The 15,002-nt window shown below is 64.7% G+C and carries 7 protein-coding genes; all 7 read right to left on the reverse strand.

Annotated elements, in window-relative coordinates; translation table 11 throughout:
• Nucleotides 1–50: 50 nt before the first annotated feature.
• The 7 genes from ABFE16_13555 to ABFE16_13585 all read right to left on the reverse strand — a co-directional run bounded on the left by ABFE16_13555 (nucleotide 51) and on the right by ABFE16_13585 (nucleotide 14,918).
• On the reverse strand, nucleotides 51–3,497 hold the full coding sequence (locus ABFE16_13555; GenBank protein MEN6346320.1) for a S8 family serine peptidase: 3,447 nt from the start codon (nucleotides 3,495–3,497) through the stop codon (nucleotides 51–53).
• A 178-nt stretch (nucleotides 3,498–3,675) separates the two neighbouring features.
• Nucleotides 3,676–4,758: a clostripain-related cysteine peptidase gene (locus ABFE16_13560; GenBank protein MEN6346321.1), complete on the reverse strand. Its 1,083-nt coding sequence runs from the start codon at nucleotides 4,756–4,758 to the stop codon at nucleotides 3,676–3,678.
• A gap of 40 nt (nucleotides 4,759–4,798) precedes the next feature.
• Entirely contained in the window at nucleotides 4,799–6,715 is a 1,917-nt protein-coding gene (locus tag ABFE16_13565) for a hypothetical protein (GenBank protein ID MEN6346322.1), read from the reverse strand.
• A gap of 175 nt (nucleotides 6,716–6,890) precedes the next feature.
• Nucleotides 6,891–12,029 carry a carboxypeptidase regulatory-like domain-containing protein gene (locus ABFE16_13570; GenBank protein ID MEN6346323.1) on the reverse strand — a complete coding sequence of 1,713 codons (5,139 nt, stop codon included), beginning with the start codon at nucleotides 12,027–12,029 and terminating at the stop codon, nucleotides 6,891–6,893.
• A gap of 621 nt (nucleotides 12,030–12,650) precedes the next feature.
• Entirely contained in the window at nucleotides 12,651–13,517 is an 867-nt protein-coding gene (locus ABFE16_13575) for a hypothetical protein (GenBank protein ID MEN6346324.1), read from the reverse strand.
• A gap of 147 nt (nucleotides 13,518–13,664) precedes the next feature.
• The gene (locus ABFE16_13580; protein ID MEN6346325.1) at nucleotides 13,665–14,018 is read right to left on the reverse strand and encodes a cupin domain-containing protein; all 354 of its coding nucleotides are present in this window, start codon (nucleotides 14,016–14,018) and stop codon (nucleotides 13,665–13,667) included.
• Between the two features lie 87 nt (nucleotides 14,019–14,105).
• Entirely contained in the window at nucleotides 14,106–14,918 is an 813-nt protein-coding gene (locus ABFE16_13585; GenBank protein MEN6346326.1) for an MBL fold metallo-hydrolase, read from the reverse strand.
• Nucleotides 14,919–15,002: the final 84 nt, after the last annotated feature.

The following is a 15,002-nucleotide window of genomic DNA, read 5'->3' on the forward strand; positions in this document are numbered from 1 at the left end:
CGTCCCCCGCACGGCCCGCGTTCCTTTGCGGCCACGCTGCTGAAGGCCAACTACCGTGTGATCTGCAACGCACGGACCGCCTGCGATACCTGCCCGCTGGCCGTCCGCGCCGTCAACCTCACCATGTAGCGTCCGCTCGGCGCCTTCGTGCCCTGGCCTGTGCGCCCGTTCCAGTACACCGTGTTGGTCGCACCCGCACTCGCGGTCCGGCTGCCGAGCTGACCAACGACGCGCCCAGAGATGTTCAGAATGTCCACGGAAACGTCAGCGGTCGTGCTCACCGTGTAGCTTAGCTGCACTGTCCCGTCCGGCGCCTGCGCCGTCGTGACGCCGCTGAGGAGCAGCGGCCGGTCACCGGCAGGTTCCGCAATGACCTTGAAGGAGCGCGCCCCACACTCATCGGCGGCGTTGTAGGTGTATGCGCCCACGGTCCGCATGTACACGTCACGGTCCGCGGCTTCGTCGCGCAGGATGAGGTTCACGCTCGACGGCACCGCGCGGTTGAGTTCCGGCCACGAGAGCGTGACATCAGAGCCCGGTTGCGAGCATTCCACGGTGACGTCCCATTCCTGTCGACTCCCTACGGCACCACGCACGTCACGAGCATAGGAACCCGACTGGTCGCCCCAGTCCGCATGCGCCAGGGAGACTCGCACGGGGCTGTTCACGGCAGGCGGCTTCGGTACGTCCTTACCGGCGTCGAAGCCGTCGGAAGCGCCCGCGGCCACAGCGATCACGTTTGCAGGGTCGTAGCCGCCGGCACCCGAGGCCACGAGCTTCAGGCTCCAGTCGCCGTCGCTCGGCGCCTTTGCCGTGCTGACAGTGTGCCGGTTCGACTGGCTGGAGGACACATTGCTGTTGTAGACGACCAAGGTGGTGGACTTGAGCACGTGCAACCAGTAGCCAGACCACGGCTCCAGGGTTCCGGCCAGTGGATCAGAGGGGAAGTCGTAGTAGACCGTGCTGCCCACGCGCTTCAGCTCGAAGAGCATCCCCTCAGTCACGCCCGCGTCGATTGCGTCGCTCAGGTCCTGCCGCACACCGTTGGTGATGAACTGCACGCCACCCCACGTGACTGCGTCTGGGAAGGGGCAACCGATCATGTTCCAGCCACGGGGCGAGGTGTAACCGTAGGAGAGCTGGATCTCGTACTTGGCCTGGTCAGACAGACTCGTCCCGGCCACGTTCAGCGTCGCATCGCTTCCGAGATTGATGAAGTAGCCCAGCCCGGCCGGCGCGGCGCTTACGACATAGGGAGACTCCACGGTGTCCTGCGGCACGAAGCTCGCATAGGCGTCCTGAGCACCTGTGGGCCCTCCGTAGTAGTGGTACTTGTTGGTAGGTGTCGTATCGGTCGGCAGCCACCGTGCGACCGTCACCTGGTCGGACGGGAGACCGAAGATTGCCGTCGGAAGCTTCTCCGCATCCGCCAGCCCCGCGAAGCTGTAGGGGATGGAGAACATGTGGATGCCAGAGGAGATGGTCGGCGGCGACACCCGGAAGCTGGCCGTTGCCTGATCAGCAGCGTTCCCGGCGAGGTCTGACACAGCCACCGTCACCTGGTGGCTAGTCCGCGACAGAGCGGCCTGGTTCGGCGGTCCCGCTACGTAACGAAGCACGCCGGTCGTGGCGTCGTAGGCGTACCCGGTGACCTGGACACCATCGATCTTGACCACGATAGTCGACGCATCGATCCCAGCACCGACATCCGTAAGAACGGCCATGATGATGGGCGACGTACTCGTGATCGTGTCGCCGTTTCGCGGGGCAGTGATCGAGATCTGCGGCTTGGAGACGTCAGTACCCATCCGCAGGCTGACGCGGCCATAGCCATACGTGTTGTTGGGAAGGGGTTCGGGCTTCGCCGAAGCCGGTGGCACGGCGACCGCCAGCCGGTACAGAGCAGTGACCAACTCATTGCGTGTCCGAGTGTTGTTCTCACTGTATAGCAGCGCCGCAGCCCCTGCCACGTGTGCGGCCGCGAAGGAGGTCCCGTATGCCTGCTGGGCGATCCACTCGCCGCCTTCCATCACCGGGGCCGCAGCAAGGCTCGTACGACAGCCATCGGGGCCCATCAGGTTCGGCTTTAGCACACCATTGAGGGAGGGACCCCGCGAGCTGAAGGGCTCCACGACGTCGCGCCCCGGGTTTGGGAGGGCGTACGCCCCTGCGTCAGCCAGGGTACCGCGCACGGCGCCCACGACGAAGGCGTTCGGGGACTCGGCAGGGATCGGCAGGCTGCTGTCCGGGCGCTGCAGCGTTGCAGGGGATATGTCGTAGTCGGGCAGATAGAGCTGAAACTTGTCGGGGTAGGTGGGGTGGCCAGCGATCCGCACGATCTCCAGCGTGTACGTGCCCGCAGTGGTAACCTGCGCCAAGAGCCGTTCCTTCGGCGCATCACTACCGTTCTGCCCCATGATCGACTGTGCGACAATGTACCCGGTGGCGTCCTTCAGTACCAGATCATAGTCACGGTTCGTTAGCGACCCGGCGGTTTCGTACCAGCTTAGGTCGGCCTCAAAGACTCCGGCGGCCAGGTTGAGCGCGATGCCCTCAACGCCGGAGGAGAACTCGTGAAGCAGGTCGCCATCGACGTCGGTGAAGGTTCCATTCCAGTGCCGCAGCGCGAAGTTGCCGGCTGCTTGTACCCACAACACACCTGCGCTGCAGGCGGCCTCCACGGCGCGCGTGACCGAGTGGGTACCATCGAAGGGCCCATCGATCAGCGTCAGACCCATCACCGCTACAGGGATCCCCTGCGCGATGACATAGTTGATGGCCGACTCGATACTCATCGGAGTGTCGACCGCGATCAGCACAAGGTTAGCGCCCGGCGCCATGTCCTGGACCTGCTCCGCAATCGCAGTTCCGTGGCGATTCGCGTTCGTGGCCCCATCGCTCCGGAAGCTCATCAGCGCGGTCGGATCAGCGACATCGATGTTCACTTCCGTGCTCGTGACGCCCCCGAAGCCCAGGTCGATCACAGCGACCGTGCAACCAGTGCCGTCGATGCCGTTCGCCTGCATGGACGAGGCGTAGGTTATCTGGACGGCTTCGCTTACGGTGTTGCCGAAGCCAGGAGTGAAAGCCTGGCAGGGGATCACCCGCGCCGGCGGCGCTATGGAAACCAGCCCAGGCATCCGTGCGACGGAACACAGTTCCTTCGCCGGCACCGCCGCCTGTGCCCGAGCGCCTGACCGGAACTGGACGCTCGCCCCGCAGGAGGAGAGGTCAGCGCCGGCGCAGGAGGCCGCCGAGTCAAACAGCAACTCAACAACGACTCTGCCGTCTGGAGTTCGAGTGAGATACCTGGCCGCACCGGCGCCCGCAGCAGTGCCTCCCGAGGCACACTCCCGAAGAATACCTCCGAGCTTGCGAGAACAGCCGGTGTCTGTCTGTGCGCCCGCCTCGAACAGACTCGCAGCGCACAGGAGAGCCACAACCAGTCCGGCGACGTGGCAGCGTGCTTTGTCGCTTCGTCGGCCAAGAAGGCTCACGTTCCTGCCTCCTCCTGGAGTCTCGGTCCGCCCATGGGCCTGCAGACTCGCCGGCCTGCGCAGCATGGCCGATCCAGGTAATGCGTTCGTTAATCGCTTCGTGCTGACAACAGCAGCTACCGCCTACACCCTCTACCCACCACACACTCAGCCCATCTTGTCCTACACAACACAAACCTCACGGTACCCGCAACGGCACCAGCTCTCGTCCATAGCGCAGATACCTCTCGACGAAGCTCGCCCAACCCGCGCCAATCCTCGCCCCTGCCCGGGCTGCGTAGCCGTCGATTGTCTCCGTCCCGATTGACGGCATGAAGACCGTGACCCCACCACGCCCGGATCGCGCCCGATCAGTCCCAGTCATCATGGGGATATTTGCCCGCACAGACGCCTCTACGGCAACTCGCAGCTGGCTACACGCCGTCCGTACCGATAGCGACCCGCAGCTGCCCTCAAGCCCGACCGATAGATCCAGGAGATCGCAACTCGCGCCGAGCGTCTCGCTCAGAGCAGACCGCTCCCTCGCCCACTGAACACCCCGCGCCGCCCCGGCGATCTCGCGACCTGCCTCCTCGCCCACCTGATTCACGAGACGCTGCAAATCCCCTACCCCAGCCATGTCGATAACCGAGATGGACCATGGGAAGCCGCCCCTGGGCCCCGACCCGGAGATAGCACCACAGAGCGCCTTGACGACGGCACCAGGGGACCTCTCTCTCCCGCGCTCCAGGCCCGCGATCCCTGATGCGACCTCCCCCCACGGGAAGCCTTCCCCCAGCGCCTCGCCCGGTATCCCAACCAGCACGCGGCAGGTCCCGGCAAGGTCCACCAGGACCTCTAGGGACGCGCTGTAGCAAGCCTCAAGGATCACGACATCTATCTGCTCGCCCTTCAGTGCGCTCTTCAGGTCACAAACACTGCACTCCGCCTGGCCCCCAGGACCGAAAAGCCGGTACTCGCCGCGCCGGAGGTCTCGCCCACTCCGAGGCGGCTCGCCGTGCCCCCGAAGCCACAGAACGGCGTGTCCTCCCTCTCGCGCCCAAGCCGCAGCGGCTCCAACCTGGGCGCTCACTCGTTCCCGGTCGCCCTTCGGCTCCCCCACGAGTTCGATCAGGGACACTCCAGTGTCGCCCGCGCCGGCGACCAGTTCCGACGCCATCCTGTGTGCGGATGGTGCCAGGGCGTCACGCGCATCGACTATCGCAAAGATCGCCCAGCCCCGCCACTCATCATTGGAGACGGCCTCCCCGCTCCCGCCCATCGTCAGGCAGACTGCGACGAGGAGGCCCCGCAGTAGTAGCCTATCGCTTGGAGGCCGGCGTCTCACGCCACCAGCCGGAACGCCCAGCCGGACGATCCGAGGACACAGCGGAAGTGCCCGGAGGTGTCGGCGGGGTCGGCGCGGTGGTGAAGGTGTACGGGCCTGCCAGCAGCCAGCCGCGCTTGTTGATAGAGGAGACATAGGGTGCTGTTTCCCCGCTCTTCTTCGCTCCGACAAACCAGTAGTACGTCGTGCTGGAGGCCAGAGCGGTCGGCAGCCGCCAACTCATGGTACCAGTCGAACTCGTGTTGGTCAGTTCGGGGCTGAGTTTGACGGGAGTACCACTCGCGAGCTGGTTCTTGTAGATCATCACCTGGTAGGTGTCCGCTCCGACTGAGGGCTCCCAAGTGAACATCGTCGTGTTCGCGGTCGGGTCTACGGCGGCGTTGTTGTTCGACGGCAGCTCAAGTGTCGGCGGATAAAAGAAGGTCACGGGACCGGCCGGTTCGCTCTGCTCTCCCAGGGCGTCGGTGGGGTCGATTGTGAAGGTGACGTTGGCGCGAACAGCCGCCTGGCCCGTATTCACACCGGTGGTTGTGGTCGGCAGAATGACGCGCCCGGGGTCCACGACCCTGCGCAGCTTGTAGAAGTAGGACTGCCCGGCGGTAAGCCCGTTGTGGTTGTAGGTGGCGTCGCAGTTGCCGTCCTGCTGGTCGCCGGTCTCGTCGTTGTAGGTGAAATCGAGAGAGAAGTCGATGTTGTAGGTGGTAGCCGGGCTATCCTCGTAGTAACCGAGCTTCTGTCCCTGGACGCCGGAGATCAGGTAGTCGCGGTCATCGGCCATCGCGGGGAAGCCCGCGTAGTCGCCACGGTAGACGAGCCAGCCGAAGGTCTTGGTGTTACCCGGCACCCCACCGACGCTCGCGTTGACGCGTACCCGCGGTTCAGAACCTGGCATCGTCTGCGTCAGGTAGGCGGACACGCCGGGAGCGCTCTGGTTGTCCGAGCCGGTTGCGGTGTTGTAGATACCGACCAGGGCACCGAAGCCGATCGCATACAGCGTGTACGTCTTCATGCGCGACTTTGCGGCGGCCTTCTGAACGGTCTGTGTCGGCCGGTACATGACGTAGACCTTGTCGCCCGTCCGCGGGGCCATGCCGCTGGTCACCGAACACCGCGAGAAGGTGGTGTCAATCTGCTTCGCTTCGACGACACCGATCTTGCGCAAGACGACCTTTTCGGTCGCGGCGTTCCAGATGCCGCGCACTACGAGGAACTCGGTGCCGACCTCGATGCCGTCTTTGAAACCGAGGTTGACCAAGACCTGCCCGGTCTGCTCGACGTTGTCAACGTTGCCGCGCGGCCGACGGGTAGTCTGGATCTTCCGAATGCACTCCTCCGCTGCGCTGCGGAAGGCCTCGTTCATCACAGAGGCCTCGTCGCCCTCCCAGCCGGGGATTGGCTTCGTCGTGTAGTCCGAGGTGGCACCGTCGAGGTACTCCTCGGTCCCCACGTCCAGGAGGCGCAGAGTGATCCGGCAGCGGCATCGACCTGACTTGTCGATGCTCAGGGCCTCGACAACGCCATTGCAGACCTTGGAGACACGCAGGCGCTCGCCCAGTCGCACCATCTGCTCCTCCGAGAGGCCATACAGCGGTGAGGAGGCGTTTGCGGCACCCAGGGCATCCATCTCCCTCTGGGTGTCGGCACGGGGCATGACCACGTATTCCTTGGACGCGTCAAGTGCGAGAGCCGCGGCATCGGTTGCCTTGGTGGCAATCATTTCGCTGTTGCGTCCGGTGTGATCCGCGAAGGGGACGATGGCTACAGCGACGGCCTCGCTGATCCTTTGTGCGTGCGCGGTGCTCATTGGCGCGAGGCCAAGGTAAAGCACCGTAAGCACAGCGATAGAGGTGGCCACGAGAGGCCTCAGCATGGACTGTTGCAAGCGCTGCATGACGGTCGGTTCCCTCCCACGAGGCTTCGACGATTAGCCCGACGCAACGGCCCGGCAGTATAACACACTACTTTTCCTCTTGTAAACCGCGCCCACCTGCCCCCAACGCCCCCGTGGCGGTCTGACTCTCGCCGCTTCCTCGCCCACACGGGCGTCAGCAGCGCGAAGCTTCCGACTAGCGGCCCACCATCACTGGAGCAACCACTTGCGTCCGTTGCCCGTCCTGGGTCCTCGCCGCCAGGCGCACCAGGTACCGGCCGGCGGCGGCACGAGTTCCGGCAGCCGAACGGCCATCCCAGGTTGCGACGTTCGCACCCGCGGTCTGCGCGGCCCCGGAGGTGACCTTTCGGATCGATCGACCGGCGATGTTCAGGATCTCGACTTCGACGTCGGCGTCCTTCGACAGCGTGTAGGCGATCCTGCACTGCCCGCCGCCAACTTGCTGCGTCGAGACGCCCGACAGCGTCAGAGTTTCGCCATCGGCTGCAGCGGTGACGCTGATCTCGAAGGTCCGCGACGTGCCATCGGCCCTGAAGGTGTAGCCGGTGTTGGTGCGCATGTACACCGACTTGCCCGAGGCCAAGTCCTTAAGGACGGGACGGACACTCGCAGGAGCCGATCCGAGATTCGGCCAGCGGACCGTCACATCAGCATCCTGCAAGTTCGTGTCAACCTTCAGCAGCCAGGTGGACTGCGCCGCCGAGGCCGACCGCACGTCAACTGAGTAGTTCCCGCTCTGAGCGTCCCAGCCCTTGTTGACGAAGGCGGCATAGACATAGGGTGCGAAGTCTGGAGCAGGCGGCTTGGCCATGTCGACGCCCTTGTCGTATCCCGCGTGGGCAGTCGCTGCCGCCCCGAAGTGCGTGGAGCTATCCAGGAGTTGACCGGCCGATACCTCCAGGCTGGTGAGCCACCCATCCTTCGGAGTGCTCACTGCCGGGCGCTCGACATTGGCAGCGGACGTGCCCGCCGTCTTCGTCACATGAAGCGTCACGTTGTCCGAGGTCTTCAGCCAGCCCCCTACCCAGGGCGTCAGTACCGAGGCGTTCTGGTACCCGCCAAGGGCGTAGACGAAGAGCCCGCTCTGCAGGAGGCCCGACGACAGGGCTTGCTGAACCGAGTAGGTGACTCCTGCACGGTCCTCGACCGTGATGCCGTAGAAGTCGGTCACTGAGGTGAAGGGATCACCGACAAGGTTCCATCCCGGTCCGAGAGAGATGGGCATCGGGCTCGGTGCGCTCTGCCCCTGGGTCATCAGGTCCACGAGTGAGGTCAGCCGCATCCAATAGCCGCTGCCGAGGCGGAAGCGATCGGCCGGCGCCTGCGGGTAGATTCGGTACCGCTGAGTCGAGGCTTCCCAGGCTGCCATCAGCATGTTTCCCGGGAGCACTCCGAGCAGCGTTGCCGGATCAACGGTGCTGTAGTCGTAGGGAAGCGATACCAACTGCAGCCCAGTCGGGAAGCTATGCAGGCTACTGAGGCCGAAGTTGACGTTCCCCGTAGTCCTCGCGGCGGTCACCGTCACCGTGCGCTGCGTCGGGTTGACCGTGAAGCCGTAGGGAACCGGCTTGACGACCAGCTGTCCCGTGGGAGCGTTGTCGAAGCGGAAGTTGTAGGAACCGCTGCCATCCGACGGCGTGGTTAGCGTTGAGGCGGTCGTCGTCTGTGCAAGGAGCGTGGTCCCGCTGTAGAGCTCAACGGTGATGCCGCCAACAGGAGTCGAGCTACTTGCGGCGAGGATGCGTCCGCTGATCGCGCCGGGCTCCTCGGCCTCGAGCGCGAAGGCGATCGTCACCTGCGTGGCCGAGACCACTGTCACGCTCTGTGCGGCCGGGGTCTTGTAGCCAACGGCGGCAACTGTTGCCGTATAGGTTCCCGGCTGCAGGCTCAGTGTCACCTGGCCCGCGATGTCCGTTCGTCCACTCGCGACGGTCACGCCCTGCGTGGAGGTGAGCTGCACCAGAGCGTTCGCAATGGCTGTTGCGGGCGTCGTGTTCGCGACGGTCACGGTTGCGAGAACCGTGCCATCAGCGGCGCTGAGCTGGAAGTCCTGTGTCGTCACATTCCCAGCCGTGACAGCCACCTGTGCCCAGGCGGTCCCATAGCCAGTCGCTGAGCCGTCAGCGCGAACCAGGTAGTCGCCCTCGGGCAGGCTATCGATCTGGTACTTCCCATCGATGCCGGTAGCGGCCGAGGTACCCGCGGGGGTTCCGAGGGTGGACCAGTCGGGCTCGCCGCCGGCGTAGCCAGTCGGGACTGTCCAAGCCTTCACGACGGTCTGGGCTACGGGATCGCCGGTTGCCAGCGAGGTGATGGTCCCCGCGATAGATCCCGGCCGTGCTCGGGACAAGGTCAGGTCAAGCGTCGCCGGGCTGCCGCCGCCGTGGATGGCGTTGGTGGTTCCGGGGTCGTGGGCGATCTCATACCCGGGCCGAGTTGCATCCAGACTGTAGGTACCGGGAGCGAGGCCCCGCACGACGAAGCTGCCGTCGTCTTCGCAGCGGACCGCAAAGTCGGCCACCCTTGTGCGGTCGCCGACCCGGTGTCCGCCCCGGTACACGAGGACAACCGGGTTGGGGCCGGTGACGGGCTGCATCGCATCCGAGACTGAGAGAACGCGGCCCTGGATGGTGCCTGTGCTGGCCCAGCACAGGAAGTTATGCATGAGGTGGCTGCGGTGGTTCTCGCAGTGCGCCACGTTCGTTGCGGTGTAGATGTTGTGCGAGTGATAGCCGCGATGGATTGACTCGAACCCAAAGGCGAGGTAGACCACCCGCGCGCTGGTCGTCGGGTTCTGGTACCACAGGGCAGCCGTTGGGCCTGCGTAGGAGCCGTACCCGTACATCTTGTGGGTGTTCGTGTCGGCCGCCCAGGCGGGATCGATGTTGATGACGTCCGGCCGATAGGACCAGTCGGAGGCGTCTTCGTAGGTCGGTGTCCGGACATCGGTCCAGGCCCAGTACGACTGCGGAGAGTTGAGATCCAGGGGCGCGTCGGCCTCGGTGTGGCCGCCCCATCCTTCCCAGTGGCTCCCGTTCCACGGGCCGTCTGCGACCAAGTCGCCGCTCTGGCCGTGCACGGTGAAACCGTACGCCGGTGGATTGAGGAAACCGCCAGGGTAGTCGGCCTCGAAGCCAGCGTGCAGGTAGTTGCTCAGGAAGCTATTCGCGGCGGTCCCGTTGAGCGTGAGTGCCCACGCCAAGTCGGGGCCGCTCATGAAGAGGCGGCCGCCCTTGTCCAGGTACCCGCCGAGGTCGGTCTGGACGCTTGCGTCCACGATGGAGCCGTCCGCGACGTAGACGTCACCGGCGTGCGGAGTGGCCCAGATGACGGCCTTGTTGGAGAGCTGCACGAGCCGGGTCGGTAGCGCCGTCCCCGGATTGGTCGTGGCCTCGGTGGGATCCAACTGGTACTCTGCGCTGGGCAGGTAGAAGTTGTAGACGCTCGCCGGAACCGGGCCACGGCAGATGACACGCCACACGTCCACGGCGACCTGGCCGCTGCCCCAGAAACTGTTCGAGTCGCGGATGCTGTCGTAGTCGATCCAGCCCGCGGCCTGCGGCGAGTAACTCGGGTTGCGCAGGTAGTAGCTCTCGGCGTACCACGCGACGTGGTAGTCGTTGTAGCTGGAACTGCGGTTGTAGATGAAGCGCTGGCCCTCGCAGTAGTCGTTCACGAAGAGCACGTTGCCGCTGGGCGCGAAGACCAAGGAGGAGAAGCCATATACGCTATCATAGTTCTCGGAGTTGCCGGTCTTGTCTACCGTGAAGATGTCGATGACCCAGTCGTTGGTAGCGCCGTCCGGCACCGTCCACTTGCAGCTATAGATGCCGTCTCCGGCAACCGTATCACCGTTCGCCGGGTCGCCGTCGTCGTACATCTCTACCTGGGCGACCTGCTGGTACCCGATCTCACGGTACTGATAGCCGTCGAAGTTGGACTCCCACTGGTAGTTGCCGTTCCATAGAAGTCCACCAGAGGGCGAGTACAGCTTCATGTCCGGATTGGTGATCAGCAGCAGAACCTGCTGAACGCCGGAGTCGGCGTCGTAGACCTGCGCATGGATCGTCGCGTCGGCACCAGGCGACACGACGCGAGAGTCCATGGTGACGGGGAACTGCGTGTTACCGGGCAACCCGAGGACGGGCGGCTCAGTGTCGCTGCACAGCGTCGACCAGATGTCGCGCTGCGCCGGGGCCGCGGGCTTGGCGCCGTCGTAGAAGAAGCGCATCGGCTGGCGGGCTGTAACAGCCGACCAGGAGGGGTTGTGCGTGCCGACAACATTCTGCGCATTGGTGTTGGTCACCAGCGTTGCGGCGGTACCGTTGACCTCGCCCACGGCATTCATGCGCCAGATGTTATAGGTTGCCGCCTGGCCCAGGCCCGGGTCACGATCGCTGGCGAAGGCCAACTCGAGGCCGTCCTTGCTCCAAGCCGGTTCGGAGTCGGTCACCGTGGCACTGCCGCCGCCGTCAGTGAGGGCTTCGGGTGCTCCGGGGTTATCAGCGTCAATCCAGTAGACGCGGGTCACGCCGCCGCTCCTGCCCGTGTAGGCCACTGCAGCACCAGTCGGGCTCAGAGTATTCGCGCCCGGCGTCCAGGCGGGATCCGTGTCGTCTTCCGCGGAGGTGGTCAGTTGAACGTAGGCGGTCGGCTGTGCGACGGGCATCCGGTAGATGTCCCAGTTGCCGGCAGCATTGCACTGATAGGCGAGGGAAGTGCCGTCCTGGTTCCAGGTCGGGTGCATCTTGTCGCCGCTCTGGGCGGTCGTGAGCACCCGGATGGTCTGCTGCAGGACGTCGTAGATTGCGATCTCGTAACGGTTGGTGGTCGACTGCTTGGAGGCGAAGGCGATGAGGGCGCCGCTGGGGCTCATGGCCGGCTGGACCTCGTCGCCGTCCAGGCTGGTCAGCCGCCGCTGCTCCGAGCCGTCCGAACGCATCATCCAGATGTTGAAGTTGGCAACGAAGGTCGGATCGGTGGGAAGAGTGGGATCGATGAGGAAGTCGCCGTTGCTATCGACGCCGTTGCTGGCGAAGACGACACAGCTAGTGGCACCTGAGGGCGAGCCGTCGGGATCGCGCTCTACACTGGCGAGCGCAGTGGGCGTGAGGTCGGTATCCGGGTTCGGCCCCGACTGCGCGGTGCTCACACCGGTGCCCAGTGCGCGAATCGGGAGGCGATGCGCCAGATAGGTATGCGACGCCAGGGCACCCATATCTTTGAGCCCGAGGGTTCCGACACGCCCGGGAGCACCGAGGGCGGATACCTGGAGCATCAAGGATAGCCCCAGGAAAGTGGCCAACGCGAGCATCCACAGAGACACCGACGATCGGGCGTGGCCCTTTGGCAACACGATCACTCCCTTGGCGGGTGCTACTCACATACCTAGTTGGTTACTGTGCTCCGTACGCCCGGCCTGGCCTCCCCGCACCCAAGACACCCTGATCTACCATCAAAGGACCGATGAGCACGCACATGATGCCCCGCACACCTGTCAGGGACGACAGGAGCGGCGGCGCGCCAGGCATCGGTCACTTCCATTGATGAGAACCGTAAGCTTAGTTCCCGATTCCGCCCCACTGCTACCACTCGTAGGAATGGGCGGATTATAGCACACGCTTTCAAGCCTTGGCAAGCAAAGAGCACTGTCTCGCGGCTCTAGAGCGGCCCACGGGTCATTTCCCTCTGCCCTGCAGCTTCACCTTCGTCTCACTCAAAGGTTTTGCAAACAATCGGCGAGACCCCCAGGCGGCCCCTGCCTGGCTGTGGAAGGGCCTGCCAGGCCGCGGGTGACAGGTTCCGAAGAGTACCAAAGAAGCGCACGGCGTCCCCTCGTTGAGAGGACGCCGTGCAAGGCCAAAGGAGGATGGGCAGAGGCATAGAGGGCATACCCGTCCAGAGGCGACACCAAACAGCCGGCACGGAGGCCCCTTCAGCCCCGGCAGATGATCCTTGTGCCGGGGACCTGTGGGTCGAAGCCGTCGCGGATCCAGACGTCGATGCCACGGTCGTGGGCATAGATCACGGCCTCTCGCTGAATGACCTGCGGGAAGGGGTCCCAGTTGAGGAGCTGTGTCGCATGGATCGAACTGAGTTTGCGAGCATCTTTGTGTTTGAGCGGATCCTTGTCATACAGGCCATCTACATTTGTGAACATCGTACACTCTGGTTGTCCCAGAGCGTCGGCGATGGCGACGGCAGTGAGATTCGAGCCGCCGCGGCCCAGGACCGACACCTCATCCCGGTGGCTTCGCTCATCCCAGAAGTGGCCCTGGAAGCCCGCAACCACTGGGACCACGCCCGCTCGCAGCAGAGATACCAGGTACTCCTCATCGACGTGGTCAACGAGCGCGTCCACTGCCTGCGGGGTTGTCTCGACGCCTGCCTCGCGCCCCGTCAGTGAGTACGCCGGGCAACCTACAGCCCGCAGGGCCATGGCCAGCGTCGAGTTTGCTCGCAGCTCGCCGGACATGAGCAACCGCGCGAACTCCCGCGGGTCCGGCTCGTCATCCACCGCAGCGGCCAGGTGTTCCAGCTTGTCCGTTGCCCAGTCGAAGGCCGAGACGACCACCACGGGCACGACGCCTTCGTCCCGTAGAGGAAGGATGAAATCACGGCACAACTCACGCAGTCGCTGGGCTCGCGCCAGATTCCGGCGCATGGCAAGGAGACGGTAGATCTCGTTGACCGATTCCTGTCGCCGGCACTCTTCCAGGAGCCGCTCCTCGTGAGGACCGAAACGGTTCGCGCCCTGCAAAGTCAGGCCGCCAAACTTCAGGACGGGCACCCTCTGTGGCATGTTCAGCTCGCCTCCTGCCCGCACGGATAAGTCTACCTCCGTACTTCGACGTCGAGGTCGATGGGCCTACCGAAGACGTCCCGGTTAGGCTCAAGATCGCCTGCAGGTCTTGCGGGCGGGTCGCAGACGGCCCCTGACCACAGACAGCTACCGCGCTGTCGCCGGCCCGTTCGGCACCATGCACAGAAACTCCAGGGTGCCATCCGGAAGGGCGCAGAACTGGTGCCGCTCGTTGGGCTCGACCAGGATGGCCTCATGTGGGCCGATCTCGCGCTCACCCGCATCCGTTACCAACAGTCCTCGACCTCTGAGCACAAACACCTCGTGCTCCCAGGCGTGCCCGTGGAAGGGTGTACGTCCGCCCGGTTCGATGACGAACCGTCGCATGGAGAAGTTGGGGGCACCCCGGGTCTCATCAATCAGCCACTGGATGGTTGCGCCGACTGCGCCCGGCGAACCCACTGGAGTTGCCTCTGCCTGACATGCGTCGACCCTGTACATGGCACGGTACCTCCCTGAACAGGATGTGAGCTTCACAGCAGTCCTGGCTACCGAGTTCACGCGCGTCGGCCCACTTCGGCGGCGTCCCTAGAGCTCCATGCCGTCATAGCCGACGTCGATCCCGTGAGGAGTGAAGAACTCCTCGAGCTGATGGTGGAGCCATCCGCCGTTGTGCGAGAAGTGGTTTACCACGAACCGGCAGTCCCCGGCAAGGGCGCCTCGGGCGGCCAACTCCTTACGCGCATCGAGCACATCCGGCGCGCCAAGATGCCCGCCGCGGTTCTGCTTGGGGCCATAGGTGCAGTCCATGACGACGAGGTCTAGTTCGCGGCCGCTCAGGAAGTCCCAGGTCTGTTCAGACCACCAGCCGGTGTCGTGACCGATCAGGATCCTGCGGTCACCCGTGTCGAAGATGAAGTTCAGCGGACCCGAGGACGGATCGTGCTCGCCCGGTATCGCAGTGAGCGTCACGCCGTCGCACAGTGGGTGATCGCGGTACGGCTCGACCAACTCGAAGGCGAGACGGAACCGGTCGAAGTCCGGTACGGTCTGCTGCAGCGCATCACCGATGGCAGTAGCCCCGTGGACCGTCAGGATGCTCTCCTCCGGCACCAGGGAGAAGCCCGGTCGGCGGAAGCCCAGCTCGGCCGGCGTGAAATGGTCCTGATGGCTGTGAGTGAACACCAGGTCCGTCAGCGTGGACATGTCGAGGCCCTGGGCGATGCTCGCCGCGTAGGTGTCGGGGCCCCAGTCGATCTGAAGGTGGTCGCCGAGCCGGTAGCTCGTGCGATGCCGCAGGTCCTTGCCGCGTCGAAGTCGCGCCTCGCGGCATACGTCACAGGTGCAAAACAGCGCCGGCCATCCCTCGGCGGCCGCGCTTCCCAGAATGATGAGTTTCAAAACCGTCGCTCCTTCTGCTAACATGCTCCCTCGGGAGGACATCCGTTCGCTCCCCGAGGGTTGTACTGTTCGCTTCGGCTCCGC

The sequence above is a fragment of the Armatimonadia bacterium genome, assembly GCA_039679385.1.
In the GTDB taxonomy this organism is placed as follows: domain Bacteria; phylum Armatimonadota; class Zipacnadia; order Zipacnadales; family JABUFB01; genus JAJFTQ01.